A 17,288-nucleotide genomic window follows, 5' to 3' on the forward strand; every position below is an offset into this window, starting at 1 on the left:
CCAGTCCTTTCCGGCACGGCCATCCTTCCCTTCGCGTCCTTTTTGAAAGTCGTTCCATGCTTGGCGCTGCGCTCAACAGATTGATCGGCATGCTCACGGTGATGGCCATCGTCGTGACGATTGTCTTTATTATTGTCCGGGTGACCCCGGGCGATCCGGCCGCGGTCATGCTCGGTCCCGATGCCACTGCAGCCGATGTCGAGGCGCTGCGCCAACGGCTGGGGCTGGATGGCACGATCCTCGAGCAGTTCATCTCCTATGTCGGAGGCATTTTTCGCGGCGATCTCGGCCAGTCGATCTTTCTCGGTCAGCCGGTGACAACCGCGCTGTGGATGCGGGCCGAGCCGACCTTTTTCCTCACCATCTTTTCGCTGGCCATCGCAACGGTGATCGCCCTGCCGATCGGGGTGGCTTCGGCCTATTGGCGCGGTTCGTGGTTCGATCAGGTGATGACCTCGCTTGCCATGTTCGCGGCTTCGGTTCCCAGTTTCTGGCTGGGGCTGATCTTTATCCAGACCTTCGCGGTGAGCCTTGGCTGGTTTCCGACCTCGGGTTATGGCGGGCCTTATTCGCCGCTGGGCGAGCGGCTCTATCACCTCGTGCTGCCCGCAACCACGCTGGGGATCGTCTCCTCGGCGCTGATCATGCGCTTTACCCGCGCCTCGATGCTTGACGTGCTCAACGATGATTATGTGCGCACGGCGCGCTCCAAGGGTATGAGCGAATGGCGGGTTGTGGTCCGTCACGCGCTCAAGAATGCTCTGATCCCCATTCTCACTGTTGTCGGGCTGACGGCGGCGCTGCTGATTTCCGGCGCCATCGTCACCGAGACGGTGTTCGCTCTGCCCGGCGTCGGCAATCTGATCGTTTCGGCGGTGTTGCGGCGCGACTATCCGGTCATCCAGGGGGCGCTGCTGATCGTTGCCGGGCTCTATGTTCTGGTCAATTTCGTTATCGACATGCTCTATCTGCTCGTCGATCCGCGTGTGAGGTATTGATGGCCGCGCTCGCTTCTCCCGCACAGGGCAAACCACCCAATCTCTTGATCCGCCTTCTGGCGAGACCGACCGCGGCGGCCGGGCTGATCGTCATTACGCTGGTGGTGCTGGCCGCAATCTTTGCGCCGCTGCTTACGCCCCATAGCCCGAGCCAGCTTTCGATCGTCAACCGGCTGACCGCGCCCAATAGCCAGTTCTGGCTGGGCACGGACGAATTGGGCCGCGATATCCTGACACGCGTTCTCTATGCCGGGCAGACCTCGCTTTCGGTGGCCTTTTCGGTTGTTATCGTCTCCTCGCTGATCGGCATCGTTCTCGGGCTCGTGGCCGGGTTCTTCCGCAAGGCCGACGCGCCGGTCTCGCGGGTGATCGACGCGATGATGGCGTTCCCCGATATCTTATTGGCCATTGCGCTGGTCGCGGCGCTGGGCGCTTCGGCGTTCAACGTGGTTCTGGCATTGGGGATCGTTTACGCGCCGCGCATGGCGCGGGTGGTGCGCGCCTCGACGCTGGTGATCCGCGAGTTGCCCTATGTGGAGGCGGCCCGCGCGCTGGCAGTGCCGACCCCGGTCATTCTCGTGCGGCACGTTCTGCGCAACGTCACCTCGCCGCTTCTGGTGCAGGGCACGTTCATTTTCGCGCAGGCCATTCTGGCCGAAGCGGGACTGTCGTTTCTCGGCGTTGGGATTTCGCCAGACATCCCGACCTGGGGGACGATGATTTCGGCTGGCCGCCAGTTCATGAATTCGGCAAGCTGGCTGCTGTTTTATCCGGGCCTTGCCATCGTCGTCACCGTGCTGGCGCTCCAGCTTCTGGGCGACGGCTTGCGCGACCTCCTCGACCCCCGTCTTGCAAAGGACATCTAAATGATCGGCAACCAGTTTTCTCTCGCCGAAAAGCCGCTTCTGATCCGCAATGCAAAGCCTGTCGGGTTCGCCAGCGTCAAGGCCCCGGTACTCGATATTCTTGTCGGCACAGACGGAAAGATCATCGAGACAGGAACAACCATTGCCGTGCCCGACGATGCCGAAATCCTCGATGCCGGGGGCAGTTATCTTTCGGCGGGCTGGACCGATATCCATACCCATATCTGGTATGGCGGCACCGATATTTCGCTTAGGCCCGAACAATGCGGCGCGCGGCACGGAGTGACCACGATGGTCGATGCCGGGTCGGCGGGCGAAGCCAATTTTCATGGCCTGCGCGAATTGATGATCGAGCCGGCCCTCGAAAATGTCTATGCGTTCTTGAATATCGGCTCGATCGGTCTTGTGGCCTGCAACCGGGTGACCGAGCTTCAGGACATGCGCTCGATCGATATCGACCGGATCGCGGCGACCGTCGAGGCCAATCGCGACGTGATCGTTGGGCTCAAGGTGCGGGCCAGCGCGGTGATTTCCGGTGGCTGGGATCTGGTGCCGGTCAAGCTGGCCAAAAAGCTCGGCCGGGTGCTCAAGCTGCCGATCATGGTGCATGTGGGCGAACCGCCCCCGCTTTACGATGACATTCTTTCGCTGCTGACCGAAGGCGACATCGTCACCCACTGTTTCAACGGCAAGGTGGGTGGATCGATCCTCGAGGACGACGATCTTTACGCTCTCGTCGAGGATGCCGCTGCGCGCGGTGTGGTGCTCGATGTCGGACATGGGGGGGCGTCGTTTTCGTTCGAGGTGGCCAAGGCGGCGCTGGAAAAGAACATGCTGCCCCAAACCATTTCGACCGATCTGCACAACCGCTCAATGGATGGCGCGGTCTGGGACATGGGCACCACGATGTCCAAACTGCTCTCGCTGGGCATGGGGTTCGAACAGGTGATTCACGCGGCGACCATCGCCCCGCGCAAGGCGATCAGGCGCGATTACACCGACCTTCTGGCCAAAGGCAAACCGGCGGAATTTACGATATTCGATCTCGAAAAGAGCGACATCGAGGTCAAGGATTCCAAGGGCATCACGTCGACGCTGCACGAGATTTTCGAGCCACGTCATGCCATCCTTGGGGCGCGGGCCATCGCCGCGCATCGCTACCAACCGGCGCCGGGCACCCAGCTTGCCAACTGCCCTCATTGCGGGTGGGCGCTATGAGAGAACTCGCCCCCGATACGATCCTTTCGGTGCGCGATCTGCGCACCTGGTTTACGACCAGACGGTTGACCGCCAAGGCCGTGGACGGGGTGACGTTCGAGCTCAAACGCGGCCAGACGCTGGCCGTGGTCGGCGAGTCGGGATCGGGGAAATCAGTAACCTCGCTTTCGATCATGGGGCTCCTGTCGCGTCCCGGCGCAATCGAAAGTGGAGAGGTGCTGTTCCGGGATTCAAAGGGCATCGTCCACGATCTGGCCAGAACCTCGCAACGGGGGTTTCGCAAGCTGCGCGGCCGGGAGATCGCCATGATCTTTCAGGAGCCCATGACCAGTCTCAACCCGCTCTATACAGTGGGTGAGCAGATCGGGGAAATGATCGCGCTGCACGACAATATCGGGCGCGATGAGACCCGCAAGCGGGCGCTTGAAATGCTCGGGCATGTGGAAATTCCCGATGCGGCCAACCGGCTCGACGACTATCCGCACCAGATGTCGGGCGGCATGCGCCAACGGGTAATGATTGCCATGGCTCTGGCCTGCAATCCCTCGCTTTTGATTGCCGACGAACCCACAACGGCGCTCGACGTCACCATCCAGGCGCAGATTCTCGATCTGTTGCGCCGACTGCAGTCCCAGTTCGGTATGTCGATTTTGTTCATCACCCACAATCTGGGGGTGGTGGCGGAAATCGCCCATGAGGTGGTGGTGATGTATGCCGGGCGCGTTGTGGAACAGGCGCCGGTCATCCCATTGTTTCAAAAACAGAAGCATCCCTATACCGAAGGGCTTCTGGCCTGCACGCCCAATGCGGAGCGTGATCTGGACCCCGATGGGGAGCGCAGGGCGCTTTATTCCATTCCCGGCTCGGTTCCGCCGATCACGGCCCTGCCGGCGGGCTGCGCTTTCGAGCCACGCTGCCGCTACGCGATTTCCGCGTGTACGACCATCCCGCCCCAACTCGAAAGCGCCGGTTCCGGTCGACTGTCGCGCTGCCTGAGGAGTTCGGAAATATGAGCGTTGCAATGGAAACGGTGCCTCCGCTGCTGGCTATAGAAGGACTGGTCAAACGTTTTACGGGCCGGGGCGGCAGGACCGTCCATGCCGTCGAAGATGTCAGCTTTTCGATCAAGCGCGGCACGACGGTCGGACTGGTCGGTGAATCGGGATCGGGCAAGACGACGGCAGGCCGCACCCTGTTGCGGCTGATCGAGCCGACAGGTGGCAAGGCTGTGTTTGACGGTGTCGATATTTTTGCGCTCTCCGAGCGTGACATGCGGGCCTACCGCCAGCGCATGCAGATCATTTTCCAGGACCCGTTTTCCTCGCTCAATCCGCGCATGCGGGTCGAAGCGATCCTTGGGGAGGCGCTCGATGCCTGCAATTATCCCAAGGGTGAAAAACGTAAGTACCGGGTTGCAGAGCTTTTGACGCTTGTGGGCCTTGCGCCCGAACATGGAAAGCGCTTTCCACACGAATTCTCCGGCGGCCAGCGCCAGCGCATCGGGATTGCCCGGGCGCTCGCCGTGGAGCCTGAATTCGTGGTGGCCGACGAGCCGGTTTCCGCGCTCGACGTCTCGGTGCAGGCGCAGGTTCTCAACCTTCTGAGCGACCTGCAGAAGCGGTTGGGGCTGACGCTGCTGTTCATCGCCCATGATCTTTCGGTCGTTGAATATCTGTGCGACGAGGTTGTGGTGATGTATCTGGGGCGCGTCATGGAAAGGGGACCGTCGCGAGCGGTCTATGCCGATCCGCGCCATCCCTATACCAGGGCGCTTCTGGCGACGGCGCCTATTCCCGATCCGACGCGGCGGCGCGAGCATGTCCCCCTGGCCGGAGACATCCCCAGCCCGATCAACCCGCCATCGGGGTGCGTGTTCCGCACCCGCTGCCCGCATGCCATCGCGGCGTGTGCCGAGACCATCCCGCCCACCGACCATCTCGGCGGTGACCACCACGTTGCCTGTATCCGCCACAATGAATTGGCCCAGGCCTCCTAGAGCCCACGCCCGATCGAACCGGGTTTGGGGCATCAGGAGTTTTGTTTTGTCGTGCGATCTCGCCGGAAAAGTCTTTTCCCGATCGCATTCTAACTGGAGTTTCCCATGACTGTCTCCGAGGCGAAAAAGCGCGCGGATCAAGGCCCCTACGACCGGCTGGCCGCACTGGGGCTGAGCTTGCCTCCGGCCGCGCCGCCGATCGCCAACTTCGTCACCCACGTGATCGAAGGCAATATGCTCTATCTCTCGGGCCAGGGTCCGACCTATCCCGATGGCCGGCGGCATTCGGGAAAAGTGGGCGATACCGTCTCGACCGAGGAGGCCTATGAACACGCCAAGCTGACCGGGCTCAACCTGATTGCCGTGATGGCCGAGGCGCTGGGCGATCTGGGCCGAGTGCGCCGTATCGTCAAGGTTCTGGGCATGGTCAATGCGACGCCCGATTTTACCGAGCACCCCCAGGTCATCAATGGCTGCTCGGACCTGTTCAATGCCGTATTTGCCGAAAAGGGTATCCATGCCCGCTCCGCTGTCGGCTTTTCCTCGCTCCCCAACGCGATCACGGTGGAAATCGAAGCCATCGTCGCCATAGACAATTGAGTACGCCCCAATGACCGATATCCGCAAAACGCTTGGCCTGCGCCCCGTCATCAACTGTTCGGGGACCATGACGTCTCTGGGCGCCTCGATCGTCGTGCCACACGCCGTCGAGACCGTGGCTGCGGTCCTCTCGCAGTGGACCGAAATGTCCGATCTGCAGCGCATCGCTTCGCGCACCATTGCAAGACTGACCGGGGCGGAAGCGGGATGCGTGACGGCGTCCTGTTCTGCAGCCATCACGCTGGCCTGCGCAGCCGCGATGACCGGCAAGGATCTGGCCGCCATCGAGAGGCTGCCGGATGCGAGCGGGCTCAAGGACGAAATCGTGATCCAGACCGGGCACATGGTCTCCTATGGCGCGCCGGTGGAACAGGGCATCCGGTTGTCCGGTGCCAGGGTGGTGCCGGTGGGCCAGGCGACCAGCGCGCATGCCTACCAATTGGCCGGAGCCATCACCGACAAGACAGCGGCGGCGGTTTATGTGATTTCGCACCACGTTGTCGATTACGGGCAGATTCCGCTCGAAACGTTCTGCGAGGTTGCCCATGAAAAGGGTGTGCCGGTGATCGTGGACGCGGCATCCGAATACGATCTGGAGAAATTCCTGAACGCTGGGGCCGATCTGGTGCTTTATTCTGGACACAAGTTTCTGGGCGGTCCGACATCGGGGATTGTGGCGGGCAACAAGGATTTCGTTGCGGCGTGCTATTTGCAGAACCGAGGCGTGGGTCGCGGCATGAAGGTGGGCAAGGAAGGCGTGGCGGGGGTTATTGCAGCGCTTGAGGCCTGGGAGACGCGCGACCACGCCGGGATCAGGGCGCGTGAGCAAAAGGCGCTCGATCTCTGGCAGTCGACGCTGGAGGGTCGCGCCGGCATCACGGCCATCATCGACCCCGATCCCACCGACAACCCGCTCGACCGGCTCAAGGTATTGGTTGACCCCGAGGGCGCCAACATTTCGGCCTGGGATCTTGCCGACCGGATGGCGCAGGGGGCCAGGCCGGTGATCGTGCGCGACCACGAGGTCGAGCACAATTACTTCTATCTCGACCCCTGCAACCTGCACCCCGACGAAGAATTCGTCGTCGCCGAGCGGCTAACCGAGGAACTGGACGCGGCGCGTAAATCCAACACGCCGATCGTTTCCGATTTGCGGCTGCGCGTGCTGGCGCGGGAAAAGGCCATTCTCAACTGGCCCGACTGAGGACGCTGTATTTGCGCGCCGGAGAGAATAATGCAAACTGAACCCGGCGCGGCACTCATGGGAGGATCGCCAAATGAGCACATTGGAAACATCCAAGGACGCGGTGAAGACCAAACGCACGCGGACGAGTGCGCTCGACCGCATCCTGCAGGTGCTCGATTTCCTCCAGAGCAATGACGCGCCGGCTACCGCCTATGAAATCGCCCGCGCCGTAGGGGCGCCGCTTTCAACGGTCTATACGCTGGTCGAGGATCTTGTCGAAAAGGACATGCTGGACCGGTTCGAGGATGGGACGTTGTGGTTCGGGCACCGGCTCTATCATTACGGGCTGACCTATGCCCGCCACGTCGATCTCCTGACCGCCGCCAATCACGAAATGAGCGACCTTGCGCTCGCCTCCGGCGAGACCGTGCAGATATGCGGGCGCGATGGCGATTTCATGGTGGTGCTGGGGATGGTCGACGGGCCCGACCATTTCCAGGTCGCCTCGCAGGTTGGCAGCCGCACGCCACTCAACTGGTCGGCGTCAGGGCGCTTGCTTGTCGGGCATCTTCCCGAGGACGAGCGGCGCGCGATTTTCTCGCATGCCAGTTGCCCCTCACCAACCGGCCGGGCCGAAACCGATATCGAAATTCTCACGGCCACATCACGCCAGGCGCTTGATGCCGGGCTTTCGATACAAGCCGGGGAGTCGGCCTATTCGATTGCCTGTATAGCAGCTCCGATCCTCGATACGGCGGGCACCTGCCGGGCGACCATTTCCATTGTGGTGCCCGACCAGAAGGTCGAGCAGACCGATCCCGATCTCAAGGAACTGGTGCGCTCAAGTGCGATCAACATCGCCAGACGTCTGGGGTGGTCGCGCTGATCGGCGTTATCAGGCCGGAGCGAACGCCGTGCGGTTGGCGGTAACCCGAGTGGCGATATCGACGACAAGTTCGGTGGCCAGCGTATCGGGGGATTCGAGCCAGCTTGCGCAAAAGGTCAGTTGCGGCATGGCAATGTCGGTCCTGATGAGTTCGAGCCGGCCGGCGTTGAGCTCGGCTTCGACAAGCTCATAGGGGATGACCGCGACCCCGATCCCCTCTAGCGCCAGATGCACGACCGTCGCCATAGACGCACTGGCGTGGAGCTTGATGGCAGGAAGATCGGGGCGGTTGAACAGGGATTTGACCAGTTCGTAGGGCTGGGTCTTGCGCGCGAAGGTGATAAGCGGGAATTGGGCAAGATCATAAACGGTGGCCGGGTTGGGGACGTTGAGCGCGGGGCTGGCGATAAAGCCCAAAGGATATTCGCACAGCAGCCGATTGCGCAGCAGCGGGGCGCTTAGAGGACCGAGCAGGAAGGCGATATCGATTTCCTGGGCCAGAAGGCGGTTGCGCAGCGAAGGGGAAATATCGACCTCGATTTCCACCGACAGGTGGGGATAGGCGCGGCTGACCTCCTTGATGAAATGGGGCAGCCATGTGTGAACGATGGTTTCGGCGACCCCGAGACGGATGACGCCGCGGATGGCCGATGCATCGCGCAGGGCGGCCAGCATTTCGGCACGCATGGCGATCATCTTTTCAGCATAGGCGAGCAATTGCCGGCCCGGCGCTGTTGGCGTGATGTTGCGGGTCTCCCGGGTCAGGAGTTTGGCGCCGATCTCTTCTTCGAGCTGGGCGATGCGGTGGGAGATGGCGGGCTGGGTCGTGTTGAGTTTTTGCGCCGCGCCACGAAAGCTGCCCAGCGAAACCACCCACACGAAGGTTTCCAGTCCCTTGAAATCAACCATCGGCATCCCGTTTCTTGAACTCGCAGCTGGGGTTCACAATGCGCGGAACCGGGCACCCAGTGCAAGCTGGCGGGTCAGTTGCGTCATCACAGCGGTCAGCACCAGCGATGCTGCAAGCGCGGAAAGATAGGCAGGCCATGGCGGCAGCACCAGCAGCGTGGCCGACAGCACGCCGCTAAAGGTTGCCAGGCTTGCGACGCCCAAGAGACCGGCAAAGGCCGTGCGACCGGCCATGGTGCTGCCGTGATCGAGATTGAGCGAGAGCAGGATCACGCAAAAGCCGATGGGAAAGCCCAGAAGCGCACCCGCCAGCGCCGGGCCGAGAGCAGGCGAGAGCAGCGTTACAACACCCACGAGAATGCCGGCGGCAACGCCCCGGGCGACCAGGGCGGGCCAGCGCGTCGGCGTTGCAACGGGGGCAAGCGGGAGAACAAGATTTTTGCCGACCAGCCGGGCGAAAACGGTTGCGGCGACAAAGATCAGAGCACCCAGGACGAGATGGTGGGGCACAAGCGAGAGCGGCACAGCGAAGACACACCAGGCGGCGATGGCCAAAATGGTTGCGCCGAGCGGGCCGGCTGTACGCACCGACCAGAGATAGGCGAACAGAAAGCCCTGGGTGGCAATCATCGAAAAGAGCGTCCCGGCGGCCATGTCGGAGACGAAGAGCGGGTGTTGATCGCGCACGAGAAAGAAAAAGCCCGGCGCCAGAACGATGGGCAAGCCGGCCAAAACCCCGCCAATGGCCGGTCCGAGCCGGGCAGCAGACCAGGCGATGAAGACAACCACAAAGCCGGTTGCTGTCGCCCGGATGAAGAACTCGGCCCAAAGGCCCCAATCTGTCATGATGCCAGGAGGGTCTGGATGTGTTCAGCGATACCCAGAACCGTCCAGTCATCCCCGCCGGGCGCAAAAATCATCAGGCCGGTGGCGAGGAGCTGGTCGGCGTGCATGGGCACCGTGGCAGCGCACCCATCGAGGAAATTGATGGCCGAGGGATTGCGCAGCATCAGGCCGTTGAGGCGGTCGAAATCGGCCTCCACATCGGCAATCAACGGCGCGACGGTCGGCAGCGTTGGTGCGATAAACACATCGTAATTTTCCGCCTGCGCCGAAAACGCGGCGATAGCAGCTGCCCTTTGAGCGCGAGCATCCGCTTCGTCGTTGGGCGCGAAACTTTCGGCGGCGCGGATGCGGCGCAGGACGTGGGGATCGCCCTCGGCTTCCATGCGAGCCAGATGGTCGGCATGAATGCGATGCGCTTCCGAAGCAACGATGATGCGGTTGACGTTTCCGAAGCCCTCGAGCATGGGCAGCTCGATATCGGAAAGGATAAATCGGGCGGCGGAAAGCCGCTCTATGGCGCGCTGAAAATCGCCGGCGACCTGGGTGTCGAGCCCTTCGGTCAGAAGGCCGTTTGCCACGCCGATGCGCAGATTTTCGCCGTTTTGTGGCGATGCGGCAGTAGCGGAAAGGATGGCATGTGCCGCGCTGCATTGTTTGATCGTTATGGCCAGCGGGCCAATGCTGTCATAGCTCTGGGACAGCGGGAACGCACCATCGAGCGGCACCGCGGACTGGCTGGGCTTGAAGCCGCACAATCCGTTGAGCGCTGCGGGAATACGAACCGATCCGCCGGTATCCGATCCCAGAGCGACATCGGCGATGCCCAGGGCAACCGATAATGCACCGCCAGAGGTTGAGCCGCCGGAAATCCGGGCAGGATCGAAGATATTCCCCGGATTGCCAAAGTGCGGGTTGAGGCCGACGCCCGAATAGGCAAATTCCGACATGGCGGTGCGTCCGCATCCGATGGCCCCGGCAGCCCGCAGGCGCTCGACGGCGATGGCATCGCGGCTGGCCGGTTCGCCATCGGCGAGAATGGTTGAGCCGGCCGAGGTCACCTGCCCTTTTTCGTCGAAGAGATCCTTGATCGACACCATGATGCCGGCCAGAGGCCCTGCCCTGCGCTCGGCGTCGCCATCGAGCGCCCTGGCTTCAGACATGATCCGATCAGCATCGAACCGGGTGAAGATGGTTTGCAGGACTGACGGCTCCACGTTCATGGCCGTGTCTATGGCGCGGCGGGCGCGATCCTCGGCGCGGAAGGTGATGCCACCAGAATTGCTGCGCAGCGGTGAGATGTCGGTCATAGCGGGCTTCCTACGAAATAACGGGCAGGGTCCTTGTTTCGTAGCAGTGTTCGATGGTGCGGCCCAGCACGGGATCAGTCATTTCCATGCGGAAAAACCGGGCCGGGCGCACGCCGCCGGAAAGGACCGCGAAGGTGCCGCACATCATGGCGGTGCCGGGCTCCAACCGCGACGGGGATGCGGCAGAGGGCGAGGCATCGATCAATTCGAGGAGCGGGCGGATGGAAGCCAGCGTGCCCTCCTGATAGGGGATCCAGGCCGCGTTTTCATCGTCGCGGATGAAAGATCGGATGGCGATTTGGTCGAGGTGGGAAACAACTTCGTCAAAAGCCCACAGTGCGGGGGCCATGGGCTTGGCGCAGATCTGCTTGGAGAGAGCCACCGAATGGGTTTCGAGCTGGCGGTCGGTGTGGTCGGAGCCAAGCCCGAGATAGAGCTTTTTTCCGTCATCGATCACCAGCGGCTCGGCTTCGCCCGAACCGGTTGCATCGACAGTTTCCATTGCCTCGTCGGTGGTGACCAGGCCTGCAGCGACGCGGTAGAACAGCGGCACGGCGCTGGGCGGGGGAACGCCGATGGCTTCCAGTTCTGCAATATGATGATTGACCGCATCGGTGTTGCGGCCCGTCCAGCCGGCAATGATGGCGCGTTCTATTGTGATGGTGACAGGTTCTGCGCCGGCCACGGCGAAGGTCAATGTATTGGGCATTATTGCGCCTTTGGAAAAATCTGCGGCCGATCAGGCCGGAGCGAAGACAAGAGCGATGGCGGGGAACGCAACGAGCAGGGCGATCATCACCAGCATGACAAAAACAAACGGGATGGCGCCGACCATGACGTCGCCCAGCCGGCCCTCCTTGCGGGCGCCCTGCACGACGTAAAGGTTGAGACCGACAGGGGGCGTAATCAGCGCCATTTCGATCAGGACGATCAAAAGGATGCCGAACCAGACCTTGTCGAACCCCATCTCCACGATGATCGGCACGACAATGGGGATGGTTGCGATCATCAGCGCCAGGGTTTCGATGAAAAAGCCCAGGACGATGTACATCAGAATAATGACCAGCAGCATGCCGTACGGGCCGAGGCCCATGCCTTCGAGGAAGGTGGTGAGCTGGCGGCCGAGCCCGGTGGCGCCGAGCGCGTAGTTCAGGAAATAGGCGCCTACGATCACAAACATGACCATGGAGGTGGTGCGGATGGTGCCCAGCAGCGCCTCGCGCATGTTTTCGATGGTCAAGGCGCCATAGAACGCGGCGATGACCATGGCCATGGCGACGCCGACGGCGGCGGCTTCGGTGGGTGTGGCCCAGCCGGTATAGATCGAGCCGATAATTACGGCGAAGACCAGGAGCACCGGAATGAGATGGGGCAGGCCGGCGAACCGTTCACGCCACGTAAAATGCCGGCTGGGGCCACCGAGATCGGGCCTGATCGAGCAGATGATGGCGGTGATGGCCATAAAGCCGAGGGCCATGAGCAGGCCGGGGACGATGCCGGCCATGAACAATTGGGGCACCGAGGTCTGGGTGAGAAAGCCGTAAACGATCAGATTGATCGAGGGCGGCAGCAGGATGCCCAGCGCACCGCCCGCGGCGATGGCTCCGGCAAAGAGCCGCTGGTCATAACCCTGCTTTTTGGCCTGCGGCATGGCGACCGTTGCCACTGTCGCCGCGGTCGCGACCGAAGAGCCCGATGTTGCCGAAAACATTGTCGCGGTGCCGATATTGGCGTGGACCAGCCCGCCGGGCAGCCAGGAAAACCAGGCATCGAGGGTTGCATAGGTGCGCTCGGCAATGCCGGCGCGCACCAGGATTTCACCCAGCAGGACAAAGAGTGGGATGGCGATCAAAAGGAAGCTGTCGGACGAGGAATAAACCATCTGGCCCAGACCGCGAATGAGCGGCAGGGGCGCAAAGAAGGCATCGAGGCCGAAACCGAGAAGGAACAGGGCCGCACCGACGGGAATGGACAGCGCGAGAAGGACGGCAAGGCCGATGGCGACGTACCAGATCATGAAGCCTCTCCCGTCTCGGACACGATGCCCGAAAGATCGTTGATAAGGCCCCATTGACGCCCGAGGGTAAGTATCAGCGTGCAACCGAGCAGCGTGGCCGACGTGATGGTGAGCCAGGCCCAGCCGGCAAACCAGACGATCTGGGGTATCCACAACTCGATGGCCAACGGTGTGTTGGAGCGCGAACCGCGGGCGATCGATTTGGCAAGAACGTCATAGGCATAAAACGAGACCAACGCGGCAACGAACAGGACGCTGGCCAGCGCAAGGATATCGAAAGCCGCCCGCCCGGGGGCAGGCAGCTTGGCATAGACGAGGTCGATGCGCACATGGGCGCGCTCGACCAGAGCGTAGGCAAAGCCCCAGGTGGCAATGCCGGCCATGACATAGCCGGAAAGCTCATCGGCGCCGCCGATCCTGAACAGCGATATGCGCCGGCCAAGCACCTCGAGAAGAATGAGGGCGACGGCAACCAGCAGGACCACACCGCAGATCAACGCGATACTGCGGTTGAGGGTTTTCATCAGTGCTGCCAGGCGCATCACCCTGGCTGGCATGGATCCGTTGTCTGGCATTTTTGTCGCCCCTTTTCGCAATTTACTGGGCGATCGAGACGTTGAGGGCTGCGCCCACTGTCTCGTTCCAGCGGGTGGCCCAATCGCTGCCGGCGCGTTCGGCCCAATCTGGGAGGATCGAATCCTCGAGGACGGCCAGCGCCTGCGCCTTGTCCTCTTCGGAGAGCTCGACCAGCGTCATGGACGCAGGTGCGCCCGCTTCACATTCGCCGCCGGTGAGGCAGGCGATATCGCGGTCGAGTGCGCCACCGGCGTCGGCCCAGGCGGGTTCTTCGAATTCGGTTGCGATCTGGTCTTCAAGAAAAGTCTGGACGGCGGGGTCGAGCGCATTCCAGGCGTCGAGATTGACAGCGGTGATGACCGGGTCCCAGCCGCCGAGCGGGAGATTGACCAGATGTGTCGATGATTCGTACCAGCCCGAGGCATAGCCCGAACCCGCACCGGTAACCGCGCAATCGATGACGCCGCGTTCGAGCGCGCCGGGGACTTCGGAAAACGCCATGGTGATGCCTTCGGCGCCCAGCGCTTCGAGGAACAGCGACGTCATGCGGCCAGAGCCACGGATCTTTTTGCCTTCAAGATCGGCAAGACCACTGATCTCGGCGTTGCAGAAGACGATCTGCGGGGGATAGGGGGCGATGGCGAGCATGTGGGAATTGAAGCGGGTTTCCATGATCTCGGCAACCATGGGCTTGGCCGCTTCGGTCATGGCGTAGGCGGTTTCGGCATCGGTGGCGATGAGGGGGACATCGAGGCCTTCAAGCTCGGGGGCATCGGCGACGGTATAGTCGCCAACGGTCATGCCGATATCGAAAACGCCATCGCCGAGCATACGGAAGACGTCGGCACCGGCAACGCCCATCTGGTCGAAGGTGGTCATGTTGACGGTAATCGCGCCGCCTGAGGCTTCGGGGACGGTTTGTTCCCAGAAGCTGCGCTCGAACTGCTGGTAGAGCGGCAGGTTGGACCAGCTGCCGACCACGTTGAGGGTGGTTTCAGGCAGGTCCTGGGCGAGGGCCGCGGCGGGGGCCAGGGCGATGGAGGCGAGGAGGAGAGGTTTTAGCGCTTTCATTTCAGTTCCCTTTGCGTTGGTTGATCATGCCGCTTGTGCGGTCTTTTTGCATGTCCGGTCTCAGCCGATATCGGCCCTGAGATCGGTGACGAGCATGTGCCCGGGTTCATGGGTTATGGCGATGGGCGGCCTTGCATGGCGGATGGCCGATTGGGGGGTGACGCCGCAGGCCCAGAAGACCGGGACGTCGCCATCATGGATATCGGGGGCATCGCCGAAATCGGGGGCCGTAATGTCGGCGATGCCGATGGCTGCAGCGTCGCCGAGGTGGACGGGCGCGCCGTGGGCTTGCGGCAGATAGGACGAGAGGACGATGGCGCGGATGGCGTCGGCGGGGGTGAAGGGGCGCATGGAGACGACCATGGGGCCGCCGAAGGGGCCGGCACGCTCGGTCTGGATGTTGGTGCGATACATGGGCACGTTGCGGCTGGCATCGATGTGGCGGACGGGGATGGCGGCGCGCAGGAGGGCGGTTTCGAAGGAAAACGAGCAGCCAAGAACGAAGGTCACGAAATCATCGCGCCAGAGGGCGTTGAGGTCGGTGAGGGCTTCGGCGGGTTCACCGTCACGGAAGACGCGGTAGCGGGGGACGTCGGTGCGGATGTCGATATCGGCGCCGAGGGTGGGGAGAGAAGGGTCGCCGGGTTCGGAGACGCCGAGAATGGGGGCGGGCTTGGGGTTGCGGGTGCAATAGCGCAGGAAATCATCGGCCAGGGCGCGGGGCAGGATGACGATATTGCCCTGCTGGAAGCCCTGCGCCAGCCCGGAGGTCGGACGATCCCACAATCCGGCGCGGCAGGCGGCGCGCAGGGCGGCGCCGGTATCGAAACGCTGGAGGGTGGCGGCATCATCCATCAAGGGCTGTTCCCGTCTGCGGTGCGCGGCGAAGCGATCACCAAATCTGATGGGTTCAGTTAAGCGCCTTGATGGGCGATGAGTCGAATTTTAGTTTTTGATCGATCCCGATCAATTGGATTTATCAGTTTTGTCCGATTTCGATCGATAGGACGATATCGGCGTAGCGGCTTTCGGTGAGCGAGGCGCCGGTCTTAAGGTGGGCGACGAGGTCTTTTGTGGTCGAAGCGCGGGTGAGCATGGCGCAAGTGACATCGCCGGCGAAGACGCGGGTGGCGTGCCAGCAGTTCTGGGCCATGACGACCCCCTGCCCCGGCGCGATGGCGAAGGCCTTTAGCGTTTGCGGGTCGGGCGTGCCGTCGGGGGCGGAGCGGGCGACGATGTGGACGATGGTGCCGGTGAGGGGAACGAGGGCCTGTTGGGTTGCCGTGTGGGCTTCGAGCCGGGCAATGGCGGGATCGGGGCTGCGATAGACCACCCAGAGGATTTCGGTTTCCGCCTCGCCGGAGGCAAAGCCGTGCTCGTGCCAGAAATCGGAAGCAGGAGAGAAAAAGGCGGTGTCGGGGGTGTGGCGGGCGGCGAAACCGAGCGCGGTGCCATAGAGGGCGAAGGCGTCTGGCGTGAGGGGTTCGATGGAGATCATGGGGCGTCCGGTGGGATGGGCTATGATGGCATGGTGCGCCGGATGGGGTGTTGCGTTCAAGCATGCAAAAGCGTCCGACGGCCAATGGCCCCGGGCTATGATGGGATGAACGGCATGGGGCGATGAACGCTCCGCACTGTATTGTTTGTATATGAAGCGTCCATCGCCCCATGCGCTCCGGGTTTTGGGCTGTACGTTCCCTCGCTCAGGGACACGTTCGTCCCTGTCGGTGTTGCGGGCCGAACTAAAGCCAGCCTCGCGGAAGTGGAACGCTCGCCTCCGGCAGGACGACTCCCGCCGAACCAGAGCCAAACCCGCCAAACGTTCGTCGCGCTTTCGTCCATCAACCGGGTTCGTGAGAGCGAGTATGGGGCAAGGGGAGAACGCGGGGATAAAGTTTCTCGTGCGGCTCCACCCCTCCCCATCGCTGTCCCGGACCTGATCGGGGACCCAGCAGCCTTGCCGCCCCTCCGGTGCGTGAGGAGAGGCACATGGGCCCCGGCGTGCGCCGGGGCAGCGCGGGTGGGGGGCGGGAGAACGGCGGGAGCGGAGGGAACGGGAGGGGCCGGTCGGCATTGGCGAAGACAGGCACAAGGAGGCGGTGATGTTTTTTGATGGATGGGACGATCTGGTGCGGCTGGTGGTGATCGGGGTGCTGTCCTATGTGGGGCTGGTGGTGATCCTGCGGGCCACGGGCAAGCGCACGCTTTCGAAAATGAACGCGTTCGACCTGGTGATCACCGTGGCGCTGGGGTCGACCCTGTCTTCGGCGATCCTGAGCCAGGACGTTTCGCTCTCGGAAGGGCTCTTGGCGTTCGTCCTTTTGTGCGCGCTGCAATATGGGGTGACGTTCCTCTCGGTGCGGTCCGAGGCCGTTCAGGGGTTCGTCAAGGCCGAGCCGAGCCTTTTGTATTTCAAGGGGCGGTATCTGGACCGGCATCTCAAGCGCGAGCGGGTCACGCGCGCGGAAATTCTGGCAGCCATGCGGGCGAGCGGGGCGGGGTCGCTGGGCGATGTGGAGGCCGTGGTGCTGGAAACCGACGGATCGTTTTCGGTGGTCGGAACGCTGGGGGACGACAAGGGCGCCATGGACACCGTTGAGGGGATGGCGGCGCATTCGGGGGCGTGAGGGCTCCCCGCTTATGCGGATGCATAGGTGGGTGGGATTGCGCCCTCTCCAGCATCTCACCCCGCGTCATCCTCGGGCTTGACCCGGGGATCTGCACGGCGTCCGCACGCCCAGCAGAAATGGGGGTCCGCCGCGCTTCATTGATCACCAACCCCTTCACCGGCTGCCAAATGCAGCGGATCCCC

The 17,288-nt window shown here is 62.6% G+C and carries 18 protein-coding genes; 9 read left to right on the forward strand and 9 right to left on the reverse strand.

The features are described from left to right. The first annotated feature begins 56 nt into the window (after nt 1-56). From V6617_RS16975 to V6617_RS17010, 8 genes are all read left to right on the forward strand, one after another. On the forward strand, nt 57-998 hold the full coding sequence (locus V6617_RS16975; RefSeq protein WP_338608101.1) for an ABC transporter permease: 942 nt from the start codon (nt 57-59) through the stop codon (nt 996-998). Continuing rightward, the gene (locus tag V6617_RS16980) at nt 998-1,864 is read left to right on the forward strand and encodes an ABC transporter permease (protein ID WP_338608102.1); all 867 of its coding nucleotides are present in this window, start codon (nt 998-1,000) and stop codon (nt 1,862-1,864) included. The genes V6617_RS16975 and V6617_RS16980 overlap by 1 nt, the downstream gene beginning before the upstream one ends. Further along, nucleotides 1,865-3,082 (forward strand): amidohydrolase/deacetylase family metallohydrolase, encoded by a 1,218-nt coding sequence (locus tag V6617_RS16985; RefSeq protein WP_338608103.1) that lies wholly within the window; start codon nt 1,865-1,867, stop codon nt 3,080-3,082. Then, entirely contained in the window at nt 3,079-4,095 is a 1,017-nt protein-coding gene (locus V6617_RS16990) for an ABC transporter ATP-binding protein (RefSeq protein WP_338608104.1), read from the forward strand. Before V6617_RS16985 ends, V6617_RS16990 begins: the two co-directional genes overlap by 4 nt. Then, nucleotides 4,092-5,078, forward strand: coding sequence for an ABC transporter ATP-binding protein (locus tag V6617_RS16995; protein WP_338608105.1), 987 nt, complete (start codon nt 4,092-4,094; stop codon nt 5,076-5,078). The genes V6617_RS16990 and V6617_RS16995 overlap by 4 nt, the downstream gene beginning before the upstream one ends. Nucleotides 5,079-5,183: 105 nt before the next feature. Next, the gene (locus V6617_RS17000) at nt 5,184-5,678 is read left to right on the forward strand and encodes a RidA family protein (protein WP_338608106.1); all 495 of its coding nucleotides are present in this window, start codon (nt 5,184-5,186) and stop codon (nt 5,676-5,678) included. A gap of 10 nt (nt 5,679-5,688) precedes the next feature. Continuing rightward, the gene (locus V6617_RS17005) at nt 5,689-6,882 is read left to right on the forward strand and encodes an aminotransferase class V-fold PLP-dependent enzyme (protein WP_338608107.1); all 1,194 of its coding nucleotides are present in this window, start codon (nt 5,689-5,691) and stop codon (nt 6,880-6,882) included. Nucleotides 6,883-6,955: 73 nt separating this feature from the next. Beyond that, on the forward strand, nt 6,956-7,750 hold the full coding sequence (locus V6617_RS17010) for an IclR family transcriptional regulator (protein WP_338608108.1): 795 nt from the start codon (nt 6,956-6,958) through the stop codon (nt 7,748-7,750). Between the two features lie 9 nt (nt 7,751-7,759). Here the strand turns inward: V6617_RS17010 and V6617_RS17015 are convergent, their stop codons facing one another. From V6617_RS17015 to V6617_RS17055, 9 genes are all read right to left on the reverse strand, one after another. Then, entirely contained in the window at nt 7,760-8,659 is a 900-nt protein-coding gene (locus V6617_RS17015) for a LysR family transcriptional regulator (protein ID WP_338610755.1), read from the reverse strand. A gap of 33 nt (nt 8,660-8,692) precedes the next feature. After that, complete coding sequence (locus V6617_RS17020; RefSeq protein WP_338608109.1) at nt 8,693-9,505, reverse strand: hypothetical protein; 813 nt, start codon at nt 9,503-9,505, stop codon at nt 8,693-8,695. Further along, nucleotides 9,502-10,812 carry an amidase family protein gene (locus tag V6617_RS17025; protein ID WP_338608110.1) on the reverse strand — a complete coding sequence of 437 codons (1,311 nt, stop codon included), beginning with the start codon at nt 10,810-10,812 and terminating at the stop codon, nt 9,502-9,504. Before V6617_RS17025 ends, V6617_RS17020 begins: the two co-directional genes overlap by 4 nt. A gap of 10 nt (nt 10,813-10,822) precedes the next feature. Next, nucleotides 10,823-11,521, reverse strand: a complete 699-nt coding sequence (locus V6617_RS17030) for a DUF2848 domain-containing protein (protein ID WP_338608111.1) — start codon at nt 11,519-11,521, stop codon at nt 10,823-10,825. A 30-nt stretch (nt 11,522-11,551) separates the two neighbouring features. Continuing rightward, on the reverse strand, nt 11,552-12,829 hold the full coding sequence (locus V6617_RS17035; protein WP_338608112.1) for a TRAP transporter large permease: 1,278 nt from the start codon (nt 12,827-12,829) through the stop codon (nt 11,552-11,554). Then, complete coding sequence (locus tag V6617_RS17040; protein ID WP_338608113.1) at nt 12,826-13,404, reverse strand: TRAP transporter small permease; 579 nt, start codon at nt 13,402-13,404, stop codon at nt 12,826-12,828. The genes V6617_RS17035 and V6617_RS17040 overlap by 4 nt, the downstream gene beginning before the upstream one ends. 22 nt (nt 13,405-13,426) lie before the next feature. Further along, nucleotides 13,427-14,476, reverse strand: a complete 1,050-nt coding sequence (locus tag V6617_RS17045) for a TRAP transporter substrate-binding protein (RefSeq protein WP_338608114.1) — start codon at nt 14,474-14,476, stop codon at nt 13,427-13,429. 60 nt (nt 14,477-14,536) lie between these two features. Beyond that, on the reverse strand, nt 14,537-15,331 hold the full coding sequence (locus V6617_RS17050; protein ID WP_338608115.1) for a putative hydro-lyase: 795 nt from the start codon (nt 15,329-15,331) through the stop codon (nt 14,537-14,539). Between the two features lie 124 nt (nt 15,332-15,455). Then, complete coding sequence (locus V6617_RS17055) at nt 15,456-16,034, reverse strand: ureidoglycolate lyase (RefSeq protein ID WP_338608116.1); 579 nt, start codon at nt 16,032-16,034, stop codon at nt 15,456-15,458. 544 nt (nt 16,035-16,578) lie between these two features. On the opposite strand from V6617_RS17055, the gene V6617_RS17060 reads away from it, so the two are divergent. Next, nucleotides 16,579-17,103, forward strand: a complete 525-nt coding sequence (locus V6617_RS17060) for a DUF421 domain-containing protein (RefSeq protein ID WP_338608117.1) — start codon at nt 16,579-16,581, stop codon at nt 17,101-17,103. Nucleotides 17,104-17,288: the final 185 nt, after the last annotated feature.

Origin of the sequence: Pelagibacterium nitratireducens (genome assembly GCF_037044555.1) — a bacterium.
Lineage (GTDB): Bacteria > Pseudomonadota > Alphaproteobacteria > Rhizobiales > Devosiaceae > Pelagibacterium > Pelagibacterium nitratireducens.

What these genes read in the sequence shown, in the direction of transcription:
- V6617_RS16975 (WP_338608101.1), top strand. Translation starts at nt 57, where the DNA reads ATGCTTGGCGCTGCGCTCAACAGATTGATCGGCATGCTCACGGTGATG.
- V6617_RS16980 (WP_338608102.1), top strand. Translation starts at nt 998, where the DNA reads ATGGCCGCGCTCGCTTCTCCCGCACAGGGCAAACCACCCAATCTCTTG.
- V6617_RS16985 (WP_338608103.1), top strand. Translation starts at nt 1,865, where the DNA reads ATGATCGGCAACCAGTTTTCTCTCGCCGAAAAGCCGCTTCTGATCCGC.
- V6617_RS16990 (WP_338608104.1), top strand. Translation starts at nt 3,079, where the DNA reads ATGAGAGAACTCGCCCCCGATACGATCCTTTCGGTGCGCGATCTGCGC.
- V6617_RS16995 (WP_338608105.1), top strand. Translation starts at nt 4,092, where the DNA reads ATGAGCGTTGCAATGGAAACGGTGCCTCCGCTGCTGGCTATAGAAGGA.
- V6617_RS17000 (WP_338608106.1), top strand. Translation starts at nt 5,184, where the DNA reads ATGACTGTCTCCGAGGCGAAAAAGCGCGCGGATCAAGGCCCCTACGAC.
- V6617_RS17005 (WP_338608107.1), top strand. Translation starts at nt 5,689, where the DNA reads ATGACCGATATCCGCAAAACGCTTGGCCTGCGCCCCGTCATCAACTGT.
- V6617_RS17010 (WP_338608108.1), top strand. Translation starts at nt 6,956, where the DNA reads ATGAGCACATTGGAAACATCCAAGGACGCGGTGAAGACCAAACGCACG.
- V6617_RS17015 (WP_338610755.1), bottom strand. Translation starts at nt 8,659, where the DNA reads ATGGTTGATTTCAAGGGACTGGAAACCTTCGTGTGGGTGGTTTCGCTG.
- V6617_RS17020 (WP_338608109.1), bottom strand. Translation starts at nt 9,505, where the DNA reads ATGACAGATTGGGGCCTTTGGGCCGAGTTCTTCATCCGGGCGACAGCA.
- V6617_RS17025 (WP_338608110.1), bottom strand. Translation starts at nt 10,812, where the DNA reads ATGACCGACATCTCACCGCTGCGCAGCAATTCTGGTGGCATCACCTTC.
- V6617_RS17030 (WP_338608111.1), bottom strand. Translation starts at nt 11,521, where the DNA reads ATGCCCAATACATTGACCTTCGCCGTGGCCGGCGCAGAACCTGTCACC.
- V6617_RS17035 (WP_338608112.1), bottom strand. Translation starts at nt 12,829, where the DNA reads ATGATCTGGTACGTCGCCATCGGCCTTGCCGTCCTTCTCGCGCTGTCC.
- V6617_RS17040 (WP_338608113.1), bottom strand. Translation starts at nt 13,404, where the DNA reads ATGCCAGACAACGGATCCATGCCAGCCAGGGTGATGCGCCTGGCAGCA.
- V6617_RS17045 (WP_338608114.1), bottom strand. Translation starts at nt 14,476, where the DNA reads ATGAAAGCGCTAAAACCTCTCCTCCTCGCCTCCATCGCCCTGGCCCCC.
- V6617_RS17050 (WP_338608115.1), bottom strand. Translation starts at nt 15,331, where the DNA reads ATGGATGATGCCGCCACCCTCCAGCGTTTCGATACCGGCGCCGCCCTG.
- V6617_RS17060 (WP_338608117.1), top strand. Translation starts at nt 16,579, where the DNA reads ATGTTTTTTGATGGATGGGACGATCTGGTGCGGCTGGTGGTGATCGGG.